Origin of the sequence: Acetobacter senegalensis, from assembly GCF_001580995.1 — a bacterium.
Classification (GTDB): Bacteria; Pseudomonadota; Alphaproteobacteria; order Acetobacterales; family Acetobacteraceae; genus Acetobacter; species Acetobacter senegalensis.
This window is the reverse complement of the sequence record NZ_LHZU01000085.1, coordinates 1-18,349: the sequence shown is the minus strand read 5'-3', so window position 1 is coordinate 18,349 and position 18,349 is coordinate 1. Positions and strand designations below refer to the sequence as shown.

23 protein-coding genes and 2 pseudogenes are annotated in these 18,349 nt (G+C 59.6%); 12 read left to right on the top strand and 13 right to left on the bottom strand.

All coding sequences use genetic code 11. The features are described from left to right. Positions 1–215 precede the first annotated feature (215 nt). Positions 216–1,358, top strand: a complete 1,143-nt coding sequence (locus AD948_RS01895; RefSeq protein WP_061470428.1) for a Fic family protein — start codon at positions 216–218, stop codon at positions 1,356–1,358. Between the two features lie 140 nt (positions 1,359–1,498). Here the strand turns inward: AD948_RS01895 and AD948_RS01890 are convergent, their stop codons facing one another. From AD948_RS01890 to AD948_RS18935, 5 genes are all read right to left on the bottom strand, one after another. Next, complete coding sequence (locus AD948_RS01890; protein WP_061470427.1) at positions 1,499–3,214, bottom strand: recombinase family protein; 1,716 nt, start codon at positions 3,212–3,214, stop codon at positions 1,499–1,501. A 35-nt stretch (positions 3,215–3,249) separates the two neighbouring features. Beyond that, positions 3,250–3,594: a type II toxin-antitoxin system RelE family toxin gene (locus AD948_RS01885; protein ID WP_061470426.1), complete on the bottom strand. Its 345-nt coding sequence runs from the start codon at positions 3,592–3,594 to the stop codon at positions 3,250–3,252. Continuing rightward, positions 3,587–3,850: a type II toxin-antitoxin system RelB/DinJ family antitoxin gene (locus tag AD948_RS01880; protein WP_010511780.1), complete on the bottom strand. Its 264-nt coding sequence runs from the start codon at positions 3,848–3,850 to the stop codon at positions 3,587–3,589. The genes AD948_RS01885 and AD948_RS01880 overlap by 8 nt, the downstream gene beginning before the upstream one ends. Before the next feature lie 108 nt (positions 3,851–3,958). Further along, positions 3,959–4,207: a hypothetical protein gene (locus tag AD948_RS01875; RefSeq protein ID WP_039905438.1), complete on the bottom strand. Its 249-nt coding sequence runs from the start codon at positions 4,205–4,207 to the stop codon at positions 3,959–3,961. Positions 4,208–4,727: 520 nt separating this feature from the next. Further along, positions 4,728–4,829 (bottom strand): YXWGXW repeat-containing protein, encoded by a 102-nt coding sequence (locus AD948_RS18935; protein WP_124296136.1) that lies wholly within the window; start codon positions 4,827–4,829, stop codon positions 4,728–4,730. A 160-nt stretch (positions 4,830–4,989) separates the two neighbouring features. On the opposite strand from AD948_RS18935, the gene AD948_RS01870 reads away from it, so the two are divergent. From AD948_RS01870 to AD948_RS01860, 3 genes are all read left to right on the top strand, one after another. Next, complete coding sequence (locus AD948_RS01870; RefSeq protein ID WP_039905436.1) at positions 4,990–5,271, top strand: hypothetical protein; 282 nt, start codon at positions 4,990–4,992, stop codon at positions 5,269–5,271. Positions 5,272–5,306: 35 nt separating this feature from the next. Then, the gene (locus tag AD948_RS01865) at positions 5,307–5,789 is read left to right on the top strand and encodes an Hsp20 family protein (RefSeq protein ID WP_006559869.1); all 483 of its coding nucleotides are present in this window, start codon (positions 5,307–5,309) and stop codon (positions 5,787–5,789) included. 75 nt (positions 5,790–5,864) lie between these two features. Continuing rightward, entirely contained in the window at positions 5,865–6,206 is a 342-nt protein-coding gene (locus tag AD948_RS01860; RefSeq protein WP_148262845.1) for a hypothetical protein, read from the top strand. Positions 6,207–6,254: 48 nt separating this feature from the next. On the opposite strand, the gene AD948_RS01855 is transcribed toward AD948_RS01860, so the two are convergent. Next, positions 6,255–6,812: a phosphate-starvation-inducible PsiE family protein gene (locus AD948_RS01855; protein WP_006559867.1), complete on the bottom strand. Its 558-nt coding sequence runs from the start codon at positions 6,810–6,812 to the stop codon at positions 6,255–6,257. A 99-nt stretch (positions 6,813–6,911) separates the two neighbouring features. Between AD948_RS01855 and AD948_RS01850 the strand changes: the two genes are divergently transcribed. Beyond that, on the top strand, positions 6,912–7,079 hold the full coding sequence (locus AD948_RS01850) for a hypothetical protein (RefSeq protein ID WP_227005022.1): 168 nt from the start codon (positions 6,912–6,914) through the stop codon (positions 7,077–7,079). 45 nt (positions 7,080–7,124) lie between these two features. On the opposite strand, the gene AD948_RS01845 is transcribed toward AD948_RS01850, so the two are convergent. The 4 genes from AD948_RS01845 to AD948_RS01830 all read right to left on the bottom strand — a co-directional run bounded on the left by AD948_RS01845 (position 7,125) and on the right by AD948_RS01830 (position 9,449). Beyond that, the gene (locus tag AD948_RS01845; RefSeq protein ID WP_006559865.1) at positions 7,125–7,469 is read right to left on the bottom strand and encodes a hypothetical protein; all 345 of its coding nucleotides are present in this window, start codon (positions 7,467–7,469) and stop codon (positions 7,125–7,127) included. Between the two features lie 29 nt (positions 7,470–7,498). Continuing rightward, positions 7,499–7,834, bottom strand: a complete 336-nt coding sequence (locus tag AD948_RS18595) for a hypothetical protein (RefSeq protein ID WP_237938458.1) — start codon at positions 7,832–7,834, stop codon at positions 7,499–7,501. A 373-nt stretch (positions 7,835–8,207) separates the two neighbouring features. Next, positions 8,208–8,477, bottom strand: a complete 270-nt coding sequence (locus AD948_RS01835; RefSeq protein WP_061470424.1) for a helix-turn-helix domain-containing protein — start codon at positions 8,475–8,477, stop codon at positions 8,208–8,210. Positions 8,478–8,876: 399 nt separating this feature from the next. Continuing rightward, positions 8,877–9,449: a hypothetical protein gene (locus AD948_RS01830; protein ID WP_061470423.1), complete on the bottom strand. Its 573-nt coding sequence runs from the start codon at positions 9,447–9,449 to the stop codon at positions 8,877–8,879. Positions 9,450–9,531: 82 nt separating this feature from the next. On the opposite strand from AD948_RS01830, the gene AD948_RS01825 reads away from it, so the two are divergent. The 4 genes from AD948_RS01825 to AD948_RS01810 all read left to right on the top strand — a co-directional run bounded on the left by AD948_RS01825 (position 9,532) and on the right by AD948_RS01810 (position 13,475). After that, positions 9,532–10,014 (top strand): DUF2840 domain-containing protein, encoded by a 483-nt coding sequence (locus AD948_RS01825; protein ID WP_061470422.1) that lies wholly within the window; start codon positions 9,532–9,534, stop codon positions 10,012–10,014. 249 nt (positions 10,015–10,263) lie between these two features. Further along, positions 10,264–10,665: a hypothetical protein gene (locus AD948_RS18590; RefSeq protein WP_061470421.1), complete on the top strand. Its 402-nt coding sequence runs from the start codon at positions 10,264–10,266 to the stop codon at positions 10,663–10,665. A 404-nt stretch (positions 10,666–11,069) separates the two neighbouring features. Next, positions 11,070–12,875 (top strand): relaxase/mobilization nuclease domain-containing protein, encoded by a 1,806-nt coding sequence (locus AD948_RS01815; RefSeq protein WP_227005024.1) that lies wholly within the window; start codon positions 11,070–11,072, stop codon positions 12,873–12,875. A gap of 165 nt (positions 12,876–13,040) precedes the next feature. After that, positions 13,041–13,475, top strand: a complete 435-nt coding sequence (locus AD948_RS01810; protein ID WP_039906142.1) for a ribbon-helix-helix domain-containing protein — start codon at positions 13,041–13,043, stop codon at positions 13,473–13,475. Positions 13,476–13,579: 104 nt separating this feature from the next. Here the strand turns inward: AD948_RS01810 and AD948_RS01805 are convergent, their stop codons facing one another. After that, entirely contained in the window at positions 13,580–14,200 is a 621-nt protein-coding gene (locus tag AD948_RS01805; protein WP_006560408.1) for an NIPSNAP family protein, read from the bottom strand. Continuing rightward, positions 14,197–14,541 (bottom strand): YciI family protein, encoded by a 345-nt coding sequence (locus AD948_RS01800; protein ID WP_193323516.1) that lies wholly within the window; start codon positions 14,539–14,541, stop codon positions 14,197–14,199. Before AD948_RS01800 ends, AD948_RS01805 begins: the two co-directional genes overlap by 4 nt. 116 nt (positions 14,542–14,657) lie before the next feature. Between AD948_RS01800 and AD948_RS01795 the strand changes: the two genes are divergently transcribed. Further along, positions 14,658–15,554: a LysR family transcriptional regulator gene (locus AD948_RS01795; protein WP_061470419.1), complete on the top strand. Its 897-nt coding sequence runs from the start codon at positions 14,658–14,660 to the stop codon at positions 15,552–15,554. 352 nt (positions 15,555–15,906) lie between these two features. Beyond that, positions 15,907–17,086 (top strand): annotated as a pseudogene (locus tag AD948_RS01790) (IS110 family RNA-guided transposase). A gap of 365 nt (positions 17,087–17,451) precedes the next feature. Here AD948_RS01790 and AD948_RS01780 read toward each other — a convergent pair. Next, entirely contained in the window at positions 17,452–18,108 is a 657-nt protein-coding gene (locus tag AD948_RS01780) for a TetR/AcrR family transcriptional regulator (RefSeq protein WP_061470429.1), read from the bottom strand. A gap of 108 nt (positions 18,109–18,216) precedes the next feature. Here AD948_RS01780 and AD948_RS18585 point away from each other — a divergent pair. Next, positions 18,217–18,349: pseudogene (locus AD948_RS18585) on the top strand (hydrolase); the annotation flags it as partial.

Below are 18,349 nucleotides of genomic sequence, written 5' to 3'. Positions count from 1 at the left end.
ACACCGCACCAATCCCGCGTAGCGGGTTCGTTCTCCCCCCCATTGCTGTCGAAATAATAAAGGTGGGTATGGCCTTTCAGGGCAGAGTGACTTCTCTGCTGACCACTCGACCAACAGATGTGGGGATAACGGACATATTCGCCGCGTCTCATGCGGAATGGCATTGCAACTTGCGGTGATTACGCGCCATATTCTCCGCATGGAGTGCAGAAAATATGGCGCGATACATTCATCAGCATGAAGACTGGCCGAATTTCCGGTGGGACAATGATGCTATCTCCCAAGAATTGGCCGCCGTGCGTCATCGGCAGGGACGCCTCCTGGGCCGTATGGAAAGTCTCGGCTTCGATTTCAGGTCAGAAGCCGTGCTTCAGACCCTGACGGACGATGTCATCAAGTCGAGCGAGATCGAGGGTGAAAACCTTGATCGTGAGCAGGTAAGGTCTTCCATTGCCCGGAGACTGGGTATGGATGTTGGCGCGCTGGCATCGGTGGATCGGGATGTCGAAGGTGTCGTAGAGATGATGCTGGATGCGACCCGGCATTATGCCGGTCCGCTGACCGAAGAAAGGCTGTTCGCCTGGCATGCGGCTTTGTTTCCCACTGGCCGAAACGGCATGGCACGCATTCTGGTCGGAGAGTGGCGTGATGACAGAACGGGCCCCATGCAGGTCGTGTCAGGTTCCGTCGGACGGGAGAAGGTTCATTATGAGGCGCCGATAGCCAGCAGGTTGCCAGCGGAGATGCAGGTCTTTCTCGACTGGTGCAATAGAACGCAGACGCTGGACCCCGTGCTGAAGGCAGCCATTGCTCATCTGTGGTTTGTCACCATTCATCCGTTCGAGGACGGAAACGGGCGCATGGCCCGGGCCATCGGCGACCTTATGCTGGCGCGTTCGGAACAGACAGAGCAGCGTTTCTACAGCCTGTCGGCCCAGATCCGTCAGGAACGGAAGGATTACTACGCCATCCTTGAGGTCACCCAGAAGGGAGATATAGACATCACGCCTTGGCTGCACTGGTTTCTGGGCGCTCTGGATCGCGCCTTTGACCGTGCTGAGCTGGTCTTGGGAAAAGTCATCCAGAAGGCTAGGTTCTGGGACAATCTGGCCGGTCAATCGATCAATGATCGGCAGCGTCTCATGCTCAACCGTCTGCTCGACGAGTTTGAAGGTAAGCTGACCTCATCCAAATGGGCAAAGCTTGCAAAGACGTCCCCGGATACCGCCCTGCGAGATATTAATGATCTCGTATCACGCGATATTCTGGTTCGGGAGGCTGCAGGAGGAAGAAGCACCAGCTACAGGCTGTTTTTCCCTGAGGTGTGGAACCGAAGATCCGCACTGGTGCCTTCCTGATCGCGGGAAAGGAGATCCATCGTCTCTATCACAGTAAGAGACTGGCCGTAGGGCAGGGGCCATCCGGGGCTTTCGGAGTAAGGGCGGTCAAGGACCAAACGAAAGTAAAGAAAAAAGCTTTAAATGTTTCAGTCGCTTAACTAGGCTGCCAATCGTTCAACGAACCCGCTGACAAGCAGCAGTTTTCTTTGGTTGCAGGCCCCCGCAATACCCGATACCGACACTCCCGGAGCCCTGGCTCCGGGAGTGTTCGTGTTTTTGGTCCCCTGACCGCGTGAGGCGGCGAAATCCAGTAGGTTTCCGAGTTCGCCATGGAGCGTGGCGTGCATCTCGCCCCGGCCCTTGCCGGGATGGAGCACGATCTTCTCGATCAGCGCGCGGATGGCCTCGGATGCCTCCTGCCGGTCCTCAGGATGGTTCAGGGTTTCCGCCAGCCGTTCGACCTTGTTTTTGAAGATCCCGGCGACGTTGGGATGGATATCGGGCACGTCCTGCGGCTGGGCGGCAAGCATAGCGACCAGTTCATCCTCACGGGCCTCCATTTCGCGCATGCGCTCGACCATGCCGCGCGTATAGCCGCCATCCTCGATCACCTGGAGCATCTGTTTCAGCCCCTTGCGCAGCCTGGTCAGTTCCGTCTGCCAGCCGGCCGTGCTGGCGCGGCGCTCATGGTTGGCGCGATTGGTTTCTTCCACATAAGCGCGCATCGCCTCGGCGGCGGCTTCCGGCGTCATCAGCCGGTCCTTGAGACCCGACAGCACGCGGTCTTCCAGTTCCGGGCGACGGATCGTGGTCCTGTTGGTGCAGGAGCGGTTGTCCATGTGGGTGGAGCAGGCGAATCGGTCGCCGACCCGGATCGAGCAGGGACCGCCGCATACCCCACAGAACACCAACCCCGACAGGAGCGATTTTGGACGGCGCTGGCCATTGAGCTTGTTGATCGACGCCCGGATGCCGGCACTGATGTTCACGCTCTTCTCAGCGATCAGCGCCTGCCGGGCACGGACGGCCTGCCAGAGATCATCATCCATGATCCGTAGGTCCGGCACCTCGGTGACGATCCACTCCGATTGCGGATTGAGTCGGGACACGCGCTTGCCGGTCTGCGGGTCTTTCAGGTAGCGCAACCGGTTCCACACCAGCCGGCCGATATAAAGCTCGTTGTTCAGAATGCCGGTGCCACGCAGGGCGTTGCCCCGTAGGGTGGTATTGTTCCATTTGCCGCCCGTGGGGCTGAGGATACCTTCATCGTTCAGGCGGCCGGCGATGGCAAGCGCGCTGCGTCCGGACGCGAACTCACGGAAGATGCGGCGGACGATTTCCGCCTGTGCGTCGTCAATCTCGCGGTCGCCCCGGATCAGTTCGCCTCGCACGTCCATCTGATGCACGACGCGATAGCCGTAGCACAGGCCCCCGCCGGATTTACCCGCCTCGACCCGGCCCCGCAGGCCGCGATGGGTCTTTAGGGCCAAGTCTTTGAGGAACAACGCGTTCATCGTGCCCTTGAGGCCGACGTGAAGCTCACTGATTTCGCCCTCCGCCAGGGTGACAATAGTGACGCCGGCGAATTGTAGGCGCTTGAACAGGGTGGCGACGTCGGCCTGGTCGCGGGACACGCGATCGAGGGCTTCAGCGAGCACGATGTCGAATTGTCCGGCCTGGGCGTCGCGGAGCAGGGTCTGGATGCCGGGACGCAGGATCATGCTGGCCCCGGAGATGGCCGCGTCGCGATAGTAATCGACCACCTGCCAGCCCTCGCGCGCGGCGCGCTCTTCACAGAGGCGGAACTGGTCCTCGATAGAAGCCGCCCGCTGGTTGTCCGAGGAATAGCGAGCATAGAGTGCGACACGGGTCATGGCGGCTTTTCCCCACAGGTGGTTTTTCGTAAGCTTTACCTTTTGCGACTTTTGCCGCTGGGCTGTTTTATCCGGTCGGCTGGCGTCTCCGGGATGCGCCCGGTTGCCGTCGTGTAGATTTCGCTGTCCTCACGGCGTCCGACCGCGATGACAAAAATGACGATCCGCTGTTCCACGACCTGATAGACGAGGCGGTAGCCGTCCTGGCGCAGTTTGATCTTGTAGAATCCCGCGAGATCGCCGTGCAGTTCGTTACCGGGAGAATGCGGGTTCAGAACCAGTTTTTCGAGCTTTTTCTCGAACTTCCTGCGAATGCTGCCGTCAAGCCCGTCCCATTTCCGAAGTGCGCGATCATCGAATTCGATCGCGTATTCAGTCATCCGGATGGCGGGCCTTGAGTTCCGCCAGCGTCATGCGGTGGCGGGGGGCGGGATCGGCGAGGCGTTCTCGGACGATTTCGATCAGCCTTGCATCTTCGTCGGTCACAAGCCGCCGCTTGACCGGTGGCTGGCCGGTCTCGGCGATATAGGCCAGGGTATCGCGCAGGACGTCGGAGAGAGACAGGCCGTGCGCGGAGAGTTTGGCGACAGCGGCGGATTTGAGGGCGTCATCGACACGGAACGTCACGGCGGACATGGCTTCCTCCTGATTGCATGACAAACGTAATACATTTGTAAGAATGGAGGAAGCGCAAAAGTGGGTGATACCGGCCTCCCTGAAATGGTCCCATGGATAGGACGGGCATCATTCATCCGGTTCCTCCCGACTTGCCGTACTGCGGCCCGACGGATCGTTGTCGTTGGCGGTGTCAATATCACCCAGCCGCCGTTCGAATTCCTCGCGGGCGATCTGGCGTCCCAACATCCTGGCGAGGATGAATACCAGTTCGTCCATCCGCGCTTTCATCGCCGGATCGGATGAGGTTCCCGATGGGTTGTTATCATTGGCCGGCGCGATCGGCCCAGTCGTCGCCGTGCGATCCTTGTCCGTCATCGTCCTGCCCTTTCCGTCTGGAGAGAACCAGATCATGGGGCATAAAAAACGAATACTTCAAGGCGAGCACATTGTACTTTTGAGGTGGGACAATAGTACTGGTGTCGGCAATTGTCGGCGTGTGCGTACTCTGGCGTATCCGGGCGTAACCCGGCGGACGACAAAAGCAGAACATTCGGTGATATGATGAATAACTATTAATTATTCTGAGGGTTTTGTGAATGAGGTGAGGCGTCAGAAGCACGGAATCGTCAGTTAAGCGCCGCGTAATTCACGGCGTTGCTACACCTGCTTTTACCATCGGGCCGGATCGTGACGGGGCAGGTAAGCCCCTTGGTTTTTCTGCCCCCAAACGCCGCCTGGAGACCAGGTGAGCCGAGCGCCGTGCTGGGCGTGGCCCAACTTGCACGCGATGTGGTCGCTCGCGTTGGTAGAGGTTCCCCTCCGTTACGCGAGGCTCTTTATCACGGAAAGCATGCAAGAGTTCAACGGGTCTTCGCGGCATCATAGACGGCAGAGTTCACCAGCGCCGCCACCAGCCTCTCCGCCAGATGTAGCCGCGCGGAGTCCAGAACCAGCGGCCCGGCTCCCAGACATAGCCTCGGCGTGGCAATGGCACCATCTCGTAGGGTGGCACCGGTGGTGGGGGGCGAATGATCGTGAGGGGAGGCGGTGCAATCACAACAGGCGGAGGTGGCGGCGCGACCACGACTGGTGGTGGAACGACAACTGGAGGTCCAGCATAAATCCACGGCCTGGCCTCCGCCGGAGCGGCACTCAGCATGGTCGCGGCGAAAGCCGCGGCCCGCAACTTCCATCTGACGCTATCAGGCATTGTCCTGGTCCACTCTGAACACGCGATGATGCTTTATAGCACGATGCCCGTGAAACGGGCATGGGTCCGTCTCACTCGCGAAGACGCGCAGGCAATGAAAACGCGAACGATAGAGGACGCCCAAACCAGCCTTTCTGCATTTTTGATGCCTCTTGACACCATGCACGGAGTTCCCAGATTGAATTTGCCGGCCGCCGAAGGGGTCGGCAGACAGAACTATCAGTTTTGATCTTGTGTCCATGTTGCTCAAAGGAGGATATGGCTATGAGAGCCACCGTTGATTTTGCTCCCCTGTTCCGTTCGAGCGTGGGTTTTGACAGAATGCTCAATGCCCTTGATCTCGCCAGCCGGATTCCGACGGTCGATAACTGGCCGCCTTACGATATCGTCAAGACCGGTGAGGATGATTACCGGATCGACATGGCGGTTGCCGGACTTGCCGAGAATGACCTTACGATCACACAGGAGCGTAATACTATTGTCGTGACAGGACGAAAGGCGCAAGAGCCGCAAAGCGCCGCCGAATATCTCCATCGGGGTATTGCGGGCAGAGAATTCGAACGCCGCTTCGATCTGGCCGAGCATATGAAAGTCACCGATGCGCACTTCGAGAACGGACTTCTGTCCATTACCCTGAAACGTGAGATCCCCGAAGCGATGAAGCCGCGTCGTATCGCGATTACGTCCTCTACAATACGTGCGGAGGAAGCCGTGCCCCAGATCGAGGCGCGGAAAGAGGCAGCCTGATGGCGTGACGAAAACTCTCCCCCGGCCAGTCATCCGGCCGGAGGAGAATCTCGAAAGGTCATGAGCATGAAGAGGATGAAAATATCTCTGTCGTGCGCTGCTCTGGGCTTGTCTCTACTGAGCCAGTCGGGCGCACATGCTGGTGATATTGTCCGGACGGCTGCAACATCGTTCGATGCGAGGGCGACTGAGGGAACGTCCACAATTCCCAAAACCGGGGCTCGCACTCATTACGAAGACGGCACAGGTGATATGCTGGTCGACAGCTTGAACGCAAGCCAGTTGGATCAGAACTACAAGGGGCCGGTCTATTATCCCGGACAACCCATTCCGCCGTTCCGGCCCATCGACACAGATCATCTGGCACAGTCAGGGCCAGAGACGGCGAAGAAGACGTCCTCATCGCACGGGACGTAGTGGGGATTGAGTAAAGGCGGCGTTATAGACCGCCTTTACCTCGATTCTTCAGGATGAAGACCGTTCAGGCTCACAGCGGGCCGCAGAATTATCTTCGAGATGCGCCTGTTCCCTGGCATCGCGCGCGACACGCGCATCCTGCTCGCGGACCAGCCAGTAGACGACGCCCAGCGCCAGAACAGCCGCCGAGAGAGCGAACAGTTCCATGGCAGTCACATCATGCAGATCCAGCAGGATGAATTTGCGGGCAATCGCCAGGAGGGCGATCAGGACGATGGTCCGCACCCGGATGACGTTCTCATGCTGGGCAAGAACGACCAGCAGGGAGTGTTTGAACTCAAGAGCGATGATAACAGTAAAGATCGCGCCAAAAATCGCCTGGAAGACCGTCTGGTTGATCGGATCGATTCCGACATCGACGACCAGATGCCATACCGCGCCGATCAGATGAATCGTCGCGATGGCGGTGACCAGCATGATGAGCGCAATCAGGGTCAGAATGACCGCCTGTTCAAAACGCTCGTAGAATGTCAGGCCCCTGAACAGCTTGATGAAACGAGACCAGTCCCTGCTCTGCCAGGAACGTTTCATGGAGAGGTCTTCCATAGCCGTTTTCCCATCTATTAATTGAGTTATAGTTCCCACGTCCTGGGTCTGATTTTTCTTTCCGTGATGGAGAATACCCCATGCAGGACGTTACAGATCATGGGCGCTCACCGCCCGTTCGAACCGCCTCCGCTTCCTTCTCGGGAGAAGAACCAGCGCCCGCGTTCGGCGCCTGAAGAAGAGGAGCCACCAATTGATCCGGACAAGGAAGGACTGATCGAACCGCTCGATCCCTCGGATGTGGATGCGGCCCCCCATGCGGATTGAATCAGTCTCCGGAAGGGCTCGTGGCCCTTCCGGCGCACATCCGGGTCAGAGCCGGTGCCAGCGTGGCAGACGACAGGACAATGTTCTGGCATGGTCTCGCACGGCCTTTGGCAAGGCCGATGTCAGCTGGTTTTCGAGGTCTCCCAACGACCAGCCCTGGGCCTTGGCCATGTGCGTGCGGTCAGCGACAGGCAGGAGTTTTCGGACCACGGCGACGGTCGTCGCTTTAGGCTCCGGCGCGGTTCTCCAGCGAGAAACCCGATCGTAAATCCGGTGGTCGGCCGCCCGACGCATGAGGCCGTCATATCCCTGGTCTTTTTTTTGGTCGCCGAGATAGTCGGCCAGCAGGACCGCCAGTTCTGTGCCGATCTGAACGGTCGGAAGCGACATAATTCTGTTCGGCCTGTCCGTGTGAAGAGTCATGATGTAGTCCTCAGGCCGGGGCGCGTGTCGCCCGATGTCAGAGCCGTCGCATCCAGAGGGCTGACGCTCAAGCCCGAAACAGTGGCGGTGACGTCGACATGCACGGACCCGAACAGATGCAGGAGAGCGGCCTGAGGCGTATAGGCGCCCTTGACGGCTGCGGAGGTCCGGCCGTCTATAAGGATCGGGTCGACAAGGACCGGGCACCCTGACTGGCGGCCTAATATCTCAATGGCGCGGGCCAGTGGCATGGATGGAATGTTCACCGGCTGCTTTTCTGTCTCGCACGACAGCACATCATGCGGCGCATGAGCCGATGCCGGCGAGGCCATTCCGACCAGCAGCATGAGGACGAGACCGACAGCGACGTGTGGTCTCTCCCTCTGCCGAAGGCGCCGAGGTTGCTTGGCCGTCCGTTCCGCTCGCTCCGTCTCTCCCGCGGAATGCGACCAAACTGGCCGCATTGTCCCGAGTGAACGGGGCACGGGGGGATGGTTATTCCAATAGTGCTGAAGCGCCTTCAGGTTGAGAAAATGGATAAAACTCGACATCTCCCTGTTCTCGCTGCTTTTGACGTCATCTTCAGAAACGCGGGACCTCCGCTGGAAGGCCCCGCTCCACCCTCTCATTCGTGCGGCCGTTCCAGAAAAGACGGCGTTTCCGCTCGGAGAAGGCGTTTCTGATCTACCCGGCGCGGTCAGTGCCTTACGCGGCGACCGAAACTGGCGGTGCGGCTCTTGCCCGCATGGGGAGACGGAACGCGAGATCAGAAGCCAGGGGATCACACCCGGCAGGGGCGACCGCGCCCGCCTGGACCAGACGTTCCAGCGTGGCGCGAAGTCTGATCCCCGGTATACCGGTATGGGCCACCAGAGACGTCAGCGTCACGCCACGTCCGTCATGACCGAGGCGGCGGAGCACGGAGAGGGCACGCGGAGCGAGCGGATCGTCTCCGAAAAGGGGGCGCGTTACCATGATACGCCTCCCTCCAGTCGGTTGCGCCATCTCCGGGCGGCTGTGCGCAGGGAGCGGCGATAGCGGGAATAAAGTCCTTTCAGCGTCGACATCCACATCCTCCGATTAAAGCAACATGGACTTCAGTTGTCTGTCTCACAGAGCCTATGCCGGACCCGATGGCGTCCAGCGAAAGAAAAATTGGAAGAGATGCCTGCCTCGTCAAGAGGACACGAAATGCAGATTCTTTTTCATGAATAATTTTATTATTTATATTTGTATTTATTTTATGTGGCGGTGTTACGGGTGGAAATTACATGGAGGTGTTTATATTAGTCAAATATCATAGCGATGATCGCAGAAAATCAATATATTTTCCTTCTATAATGGTGGCCCAGGGTTTTCCGGCCACCACCTGTCTTAGAGAGCGCTTCCAGCGTATCCGTTTGTCGGGACTTCCGTCCGCGTCTCGACGGCGGGCGTCAGAGCCGTGGAACCAGTCTTTTGACCTCCGGGATTGTCAACTGCAATCGACGCGGGGAGCGCGGCACAGGGCTTGCTTCCGGTGCGTGACACATGAACGATTGGCGCCGCCTGACCGTTTGATGTGATCGTGATTGTCTGCGTACAGGCGGTGGGTCCACCGGTGCTGACCGCCTCGAAACGCTGCCAGGACATGCTCTGTTTCGGGAGGTCATGACCAACAGCCGGAACGGCGCGCAGGACGCCGTCCAGCCGCGAGCCCAATGTCCGATCGACCGCCTCCATGAGAGCCATATTGCGTGCCATCATGCGATCAACGGCCTCGAACATGTCGATATCAGGCATTGCCGCTGTCGTTGCGATGCCCTGGACCGGGACCAGGATACCGACCTGGTGTCCCCGTGCATCAACGACGCGCAACGTATCCTGAGCCTGCGCAGCCAGGGCAGCCGCGCCGCAGGCCAGTGTAGCAACAAAGGTGCCGGCCTGAATCATACGAGAAAAATGCATTTTGGAATCCTCCGTGTCTGTTAAGCAGTGTCGGACGACGCGGAAAATATGGAGCGCCAAGAATTAGCCCGCAAGGAGTTAAATGGTGATATCTAGAGACCTTCCGGTGCTGCTCACGACGGTCGAACTGACCTGGATCGAGAAGCGGGTGGAACGCTGGCTGCGCTTCGGCCGACCGGTCGCGGACACGATCCTCGACCGTCAGCGGCGTGTGCTGAGCTTCGCTTCCGGCAGCGTGTTCGCCTTCGTCCGCTGGGCCGCAAACGATTATGGCACAGTTGAATCGCACATCGACATCGTCCGCACGGTCGGCTCCGGCGAAGACTATCAGACCGTCCCATGCGTGCAGCCCGGTGGCGAGGTGTTGCTGCACCAGAGTTCGTGGCCGCGCGTCCAGCGTGTGCTGGAAGCGATCGACACGATCGAGGCGCAGGACATTGATCCGATAGAGGTCAGTCCGGACTACTGGCGGCATGTGCATCATCGGCTGGAGGCACGGCAACAGCCCGACGCCTATACCAAAGCACGGCATCGGGCATGGCTGCGTCGTCGCGCGTTGCATTGAATGTGCTTCCCGCGTCTGGCTGACCGACGTTTGCCCGTGCCTTTCCCTTCTCTTTCCGGTCGGCTTTTCCATCTTCCTGTCGCGTTCGTTTTGTGCCGGGACAACGCGGCGCTTCGCGCCGCGAGCGGAAGGCGCCGGCTGTGCCGCCGCGTGCATTCTTGTCATCTTCGAGCGTGTTTCAGACGCCATTCCGACAAACGACCCGGCGTTCAGCGACACGAACTTTCCGGCGTCCGGAACACCATCCGCATGCGCTGGACGGGCGGCCCGGATGCACGACGAACGCAGGCTGACGGACGGGGCATCGTCGCCGGGAGCGTCACCAGTTTGACGATCCTCGATCATGTGCGGATGTCGTTTTGGTCGTGTCCGGCGCATGGCTTTGACGTGTTCACGACATGTCATAAGACGCACCGAAAACAGGTCGCGGCGCAGCGTGTCGTCATCCTGTTCGCGTGGTGGCGGGAGGCGCTTCGTGGTTGGTTTTACCAGTCCCCCCGGTTAGGCTGGGAGTGGGCATCAGATTCGGAAAAGCCGAATTCAGAGGCCGGAAAGAGGAAAAACGTGAGGGCAAGATTAAAGGACATGGCACTCCTGCCGGTCCTGCCCTGCGGCTTTCTCTATCTGCACATGGGGTTAGGGAAAGTTTGAGTGGCACTCTGGATTTCAGGCGTCTGAGCCGTCATTTTTAAGGAGTGAGGGTTTCCCGCCGTTTCTGACGGCACTCTTCCCCGAAAAGCCGGTTTTGACGAGGTCTGGCCATGGCGCAGGATGACGACACCGCGTTCCGTCCCCGGCTGGGACGCATTCGTTCGAAGGGCGGCGCTGCGCGTGGTCGCACGGACTTTCTGACGGGCATCCGGACACAGGTTCGTCGGCAATCCCTGTTCCCCGGAAAGAGGGGAGGCGGCGGCAATAGCCGCCGCTTATCTGTTGGGTCTGGCGCGTCCTCGCGTAAGGGAAGCGCGGCGCGTTCCGGTTCCTACCGTGGCGTGGGTCGTGGGCGCGGCGCATCCTTCGTCCGGGCGCGTGGGATTGCCGGCTGGCGTCATCAGATGTCCGGTGCCCGGCGTGTGACCGTGAAGGCGCGTGTGGTGCGTCAGGCCGGGAAGGGAGGCGGGGCCGCCGCGCACCTGCGCTACATCCAGCGGGATGGCACGTCTCGCGACGGCGAGCGTGGCGTCCTCTATGGTGCGGAGACCGACCGTGCCGATGCGAAAGCTTTCCTCGAACGCGGCGCGGAGGACCGGCATCAGTTCCGCTTCATCGTCTCACCGGAGGACGCCGACCGGATGGACGATCTGACGGACTTCACGCGCGAGCTGATGACGCAGATAGAAGCCGATCTCGGCACACGGCTGGACTGGGTGGCGGTGAATCATTTCAACACCGCGCATCCCCATGTCCATGTCGTGGTCAATGGTCGCGACGACCAGGGCAAAGACCTGGTTATCGATGGCGGCTATATCACCCACGGCCTCCGCGAACGCGCCTCCGAATTCGTGACGCTGGACCTCGGTCCCGTGTCGGAGATCGAGCAGCGCCGCAAGCTGGAAACCGAGATCGACCGCGACCGCTTCACCCGCCTCGACCGTGCCCTACTGGATCAGGCGCGGGATGGTACAATCGACATGCGCCCCGGCAGCGACATACCGACCTCCGATCTGATGGATCGGCGGCTGCGCCTGTCACGCCTCGCCAAGCTGGAACGCATGGGGCTGGCCAGTCCGACAGCGCAGGGCCGATGGACGCTCGACGACCGGCTGGAAGAGCGTCTGCGCAATCTGGGCGAGCGGGACGACATCACGAAGCAGATGCACCGCGCCCTGAAAGCGCGCGACAAGGGAACGGCGCCGACGCGCGACCCGGCGCATTTCCGCTTCCATGGCGAGACCCCCGAGAAGCCCGTGACCGGGCAACTGATCGACCGGCACCTGACGGACGAACTCGGGGAGAAACTGTCGCTGGTGGTCGATGGGGTCGACGGGCGAGTGCATCACCTGCGCGGCTTTGATCCCGCCCAGATGGAGGACATCCCCGGTGGCGCGATCGTGGAAATCGCCGCCGCCCCAGTTCCCGACAGACCACGCCCGTCCGACCAGGCAATCCTCGCCCATACCAAGGACGGGATCTATCGCCCTTCCGCCCATCTGGAGCGGATGCAGCTTGACCGCTGGAGCATCAAAGGCACGCCGGAAGACCTGATCAAGGGATATGTTCGTCGTCTGGAGGCTCTGCGGAGGGCGGGGATCGTGGAGCGGCTGGAGGCCGACCGCTGGCGCATCCCCGAGGACTTCCAGCAGAAGGCCATCGCCTATGACGCCGCCCGTGCGCCGAAGGCGACGGTGCGGCTGCTGTCGGCCTTCGATCTGGAGGCGCAGATCGGCGCCGATGGCGCGACCTGGCTCGACCGGCGTCTGGTGGGTGGGGCCAGCCGGGACGGCGACCGGGTGGAGGCCGGGTTCGGGGGCGAGGTCGGTGACGCGCTGGCCAGACGGCAAAAGGCCCTGATCCAGCGTGGGGACGCCAGCCTCACCCCGGAGGGCATGGTCCGCTACCGGAAGAACCTGCGGGCGACGCTGGAAGGGCGGGAGGTGGAACGGGTCGGGCAGGCCATGGCCGGGAAACGGGGGAAGCTATGGCGTCCGCTTGATGGCTTCGAGACCATCCAGGGCACGATGAAAGGCCCGGTCGATCTCGCCAGCGGGCGCTTCGCGGTGCTGGAGAGCGGGCATGAGTTCTCGTTGGTGCCCTGGCGGCCGGAGATCGGCAGACAGCGCCAGAAGGAGATGGCGATCTCCATGGATGAGCATGGCGGCATCTCCTGGGAACTGGGTCGGGGCAGGGGGCTTGGCCTGTAGCGGGACCATATCGCGAGTCGTCCAGAAACCAGGACAAACACCGACAGAAGCCGCTATTTTTACGCCAGACTACGCCCCGGTACTATGCCGACCAATCAGGGACTTGCGCGACAAAAAATCCGCGTCACCCTGTCATCATACCCCCAGAAAAACGGGAGCACGACGATGACCAGACGACAGCGGATGAACGTGTATTTCGAGCCGGGCCTGCTGAAGCAGGTCGAGGCGCTGGCCGAGCGCCGGAAGGTATCGAAATCGGCGGTGATCGAGGCGGCGGTATTGTCGCTGGTCTCCGGCGAGGACGATGGACGCCGGGATGCCGCGCTGTCGAAGCGCCTGGACTGGCTTGGACGGCGGATCGATGACGTGGACGAGGCCGTTGCCGTGCTGGGGGAAGCGTTCGCGCTCTATACCCGTGCCTGGATGAGGCATCAGCTTCCGATCCCGGCGAACGAAAACGAAGCCGCGAGGGATCGGGCGGCGGACATGTATGCCCAATTCAATGAGGTGCTGGTCCGGCGGCTGGCGAAAGGGCAGCGGTTCCTACATGAGCGCGTGCGGGATGTCGCAGGGCAGAAAGAGGCGAATACGGGTAGGTAGATTGGCGTGTTATGGCGATGTAGGGGGGGGAAAGAATGTCGGTTATCAAGCGACAAAGCTGACAAAGCCGTCATTCATTGGGAACGGTTGTGAGCTTTTCGTCGTCACCGTAATGGCGAGAAAGTTTCCGGGAAACAAAGGCTGGATCGGGCGTGAATAATCTGTTCAGGGCCTCCATTTGGTGGCCAGAGTCCGGTCGCGTAATGTTGCTGACGCAGAACATTGCGCTGTTCAAGGCTGTCGAAAGCCCAAATATGGCAGATGCGCGGCGCACCATCGAGCGCGAACATGTTGGTGATCAGATGGCGGGTATAGGCTTGTGCAGGCTTCAGAGCACTCTGCCACGCTTTCAGGGTCGGCTCCAACCCTCCAGTTTTTAAATTGTAAGTTCGGATTTCATAGAGCCCACCACGTTCGCCAAACTCTGGGGGTTTCAGAGACGGAAAGCCTTCGAACGCTTCCGCTTCCATGAAAACGCCATTTATCTTGATACCGAGGGGCGTTCTGGCTTTCAGCATTCGGTACCGCGCCTCAAGCAAGGCATCCTGAGAGGAAAAGGAACGCAGCAGGAGTAGCGTTCCAAGTTCACCGATCTCCGTTCGCCATACCCCTATGAGGTTTCCCGCAACAGGATTCAGGGTATCCGAGAACCGTGTTTTCAGGAGACGGGAGAGGGCTGGCACTCCCAAAACATCCGTCCGAAAGCGAATCAGTTCATAGATCATGAGTGTTCATCGGGTGGGAATAGAGATTGTAATTCCACGGGCGGTTTGCCGGTCGATAGGTTGGACAGGCAACCGAACAGCGGATCCCACTCTTCAATTCGAAGATCACAGATCAGACCTTCCGGCGAGAACGGATCTCGAGCCACCATCGCTTCAATTTCCTGCCGATTGGCACCTTTCATGATTAGAAAACCTGACCGCAGTGGGGTGCCTTTCAGCGGGCCAGAAGCCAGAAGACTGCCTTCCTGGATGAGGCGCTTGAGATACAGCACATGCGCCACGACATGCTGCCCCCACCCGTCGCCGTCCGGATGATCCATTCGCACAAGATAAATAGGCATTCTAAAGAGCTCCATCGGAGAAGATGCTTGCCGATCAATCAGCAAGTTCAACATATTCCTCTTTTTCAAGAGATAAATTGTCGATAGGAGATGTCAGTCACAACTGAGGATGATGAATGCTTGATCGTTTGACCAGTATGAAGGTTTTCATCAAGGTTGTGGAACTGGGGTCTTTTGCCGCGGCCGCTCAGCGTCTGACCTTATCGCCGCAGATGGTGGCCAAACATATAGAGGCTCTGGAGCGTCATCTTGGCACACGCCTGCTCCATCGGACGACACGTCGTCAGAGCCTCACAGAAATAGGGCGTCTTTACTACGAGCAATGTCATCTCGTCCTGAAGGCTGTCGAGCGTGCCGATAATCTTGCCGCCAACACGCTTGGCGAACCACGTGGTACACTTGCTGTCAGCGTACCAGTTACCTTCGGGCGGACCACGTTCCCCATGTTTCTACATAATTTTCGGAAGAAATTCCCGAAGGTACGATTACAAGTATCCCTTACGGATCAACTGGTTCATCCGACGCTGGATGGCCATGAAGCTGTCATTCGTATTGGCGAGCCAGATCCCGATCTTACGGTCGTCAGTCGCCCTCTGGCCTCATATTCCCTCACGGTCTGCGCAGCGCCTGCTTATCTCGAAAAATTTGGCGCTCCAGACAGTCCTGAGGAACTCGCCCAGCATCAGTGTCTTGTCTACGAAAACTCTGCAAATTCTGTACGAACAGCATGGCACTTTATACGAAAGACCTGCACACGATCCGTCATGGTTTCTGGCACTGTGACGTCCAACGACTGGGGCTTTCTATTGGCCCTCACCTTGTCAGGAGAGGGCATAGTATTGGGTTCTGAACAGGCCTTGAAGCCCGAACTTGATTCTGGCCGCCTTGTCCGCATTCTATCCCGGTGGAGAGTTCCTGGTCGCCCGATGCATCTGCTTTACAATGCCGGCCCTGCTATGACCCCAAAGCTGCGCAGTTTCGTCACTGAGGTTCAAAACGCCTTTCCGCCATGACATCTGAGACATCCTACGGTGCTCCGGCGCGCCGAAAGGCCCATGGTCTTCGACGGTACGCTCAAGCCTGCACGGCAATACCCCAGACATGTCAAGCGGATTAGTAACGGGTATGAGCATTGACGGTGCCTCCTGTTTCTGCAGGCGAAGCGTTTTTTTGCTGGCGTATGGTGAGACCATCCGGGACAGGGGCACCGGGAGCACGTAAGTGCGGGCAGGCCGATTTATACGATGAGCCGCGAGCTCGTGTTAGTAGCTGGCCGCCCCTGCGACCTGCCCGGTTGCGCCGAGAGCGCGGATCCGTAGGTGTCGCGTCGCCCGCTGCTCCCGTTTTTATAATGGGAGAAAGGTCATGCGTCGTGTCATAGGAATGGATATTCACCGCACCTTCGCCGAAGTCGTTTTCTGGGAGGATGGCCGATTGCGTCATTTCGGTCGGGTTGACATGACCCGCTCGGGGCTGGAGGCGTTCGGCAGGGGACTGGAGAAAACGGACGAGATCGTCGTCGAGGCAACCGGCAATGCGATGTCGGTCGTCCGAATACTTGAACCTTGTGTCGCCCGGGCGATTGTTGCGAACCCGATGCAGGTCAAAGCGATCGCTCATGCCCGGATCAAGACCGACAAGATCGATGCTGGGGTTCTGGCGCAGTTTCAGGCCAGCGGCTTTCTCCCAGAAGTCTGGGTGCCCGACGCCGCGACCGAACGGCTGCGCCGTCTGGTGGCGCGGCGCAACCAGATCGTCCGACACCGCACCCGGGTCAAGAACGAAGTGCATGCGATCCTGCAGGTGCATCTGGTGCCGCAATGCCCCCATGCCGACCTGTTCAATCAGCGCGGGCGTAAGTGGCTGACGCGACAGGTTCTGCCGGAGGATGAGCGCTTGGCGATCACCCGCCATATCCGGGAGATCGACCGGCTCGGCGACGATCTGGCGGAGTTGGACGCCGATATTGCCAAGGACACGATCGACAGCGCAGACGTTGCACGGCTGCTGACCATCACCGGCGTTAACGTGACCGTGGCCAGCGGCATCGTGGCGGCGATCGGCGATATCTCGCGCTTCAGCGAGCCGCAGAAGCTGGTGAGCTATGTCGGTCTCAATCCGCGCGTCCGCCAATCTTGCCTTGGACTGGCGCAATACGGCCGGATCAGCAAAAGCACCGGGGCCTCTTCGGGCGTTCTTTCTGCGGATTCGAGGCAAACGCGGTCATCAGATCGCAGCTGTCGCAGTTGCCCGCAAGCTGGCGGTTCTGGTCTGGCATATGCTGACGAAAAAACAGGACTATCATTGGCTTCGGCCAGCACTCGTCGCTGCCAAGAAAAGGCAGATCGCGTTGAAATCTGGCGCACCGAGCGAACGCGGCGGCGGTAGGCGTGGTTCGGCCTATGCTTACAACGTCAAGGAGTTGCGCGACCGGGAAATGGCGGCGGCACAGATCGCCGAGCGAACCTATGACCAGATGACCCGGCGCTGGCAACCGAGGCGGCCGAGGTCGGGCACAGATGCCGCCAACGGGGAACGACCATGAGGACTGCGTGGCGGCGCTCCGAGCCCCGGCGCCGCTCTTTGCCATGGATACGGACGACCCCGGGGAAAATAACACGGAATCCAACATCGTGCTTGTCAATGTCATCCGTGGTGCTGAAGACTCTGGTTGCCAGAGTCAGCGATGCCAGCAGGTCGATGTCAGGTTTCAGACTACACACTTTCAACCCTGAACGTCCGAAGTAGGCGACTGCCGCCTGCCTGCTAAGCAATCGGCTATTGCTGGGCACGAGATTTTCGCGTCAAAACTGTGTTAGTTCTCCCCGGTTTTCTCGCATCCTTTTAGCCTCCTCACTTGGGGGGCGATGAAAATGGCGTTTGAAACCCTGACTGCACCAATCTGCGAATTTATGACTCCGCGTCCGTTATGGTATCTGGAGCACGCCGAAACGGCTCCAGCCGGTCCGTTAGATAGAGACGGTGCATCCGCCGCAATTCGTCAGGCGCGCCTGGCGTCGTGGGGGCGTCCTTCGCCAACATGCTGCGCAGCACTTTCATACTGTTTAGAACGACCGCAGCAATATCTCTCGCCAGTGCTTCATCCAACTCTGGCGCACAGACACGCAACGCTGCCGCAATTCCGGCTATGGCATGTCCTCGTGCACGATCACGGATCTCCATCCTGTCAGTCCGTGCTTCCATCAGCGCGGACAGGGATTTCACGCGAGGATGAAGCGTGACAAGCAATTCGATGAGAACGTCCGCCAGAGCGTCTGGCGAGAGCATGGCTGCACATTTGGCGAGTGCCTCGTATTCGTCTTCCAGAATGGCGATATGCCGTTGCACCAAAGCGTCCGCCACCGCCTCTTTGTTTGGAAAGAAACGATAGAGCGAGCCGATTTTTGCCCCGGCGCGCGTGGCGATCTCCGCCATGGTCGTCGCCTCGTACCCTCGTTCCGCCATGAGGTCGGACGCGGCCTCCAGTAATTCCTCGACGCGCTGACGCCCAGCCGCGCGCAGCGGTTGAAGAGATGTCCGTTTACCCCTTGACGAATTTGAGTCCACCCTCAAATAATGCTCCTGCTTGAGTGCCTACTCAACTTACTAACGTTTCCGCGTGTTCCAGACAACGGTGCGGGATGACGGTCAAACGTCAACAGAGAAGGATTTGCCATGATTTCACTCCCAGCCAGCAGGACGGCCCTCGTCCTGATCGATCTCCAAAAGGGCATCACGGGGCTTCCCCTAGCCCCCACACCGGGTACTGCGATTGTGGAGCGCTCGAAAGCACTCGCAGCCCGCTTCC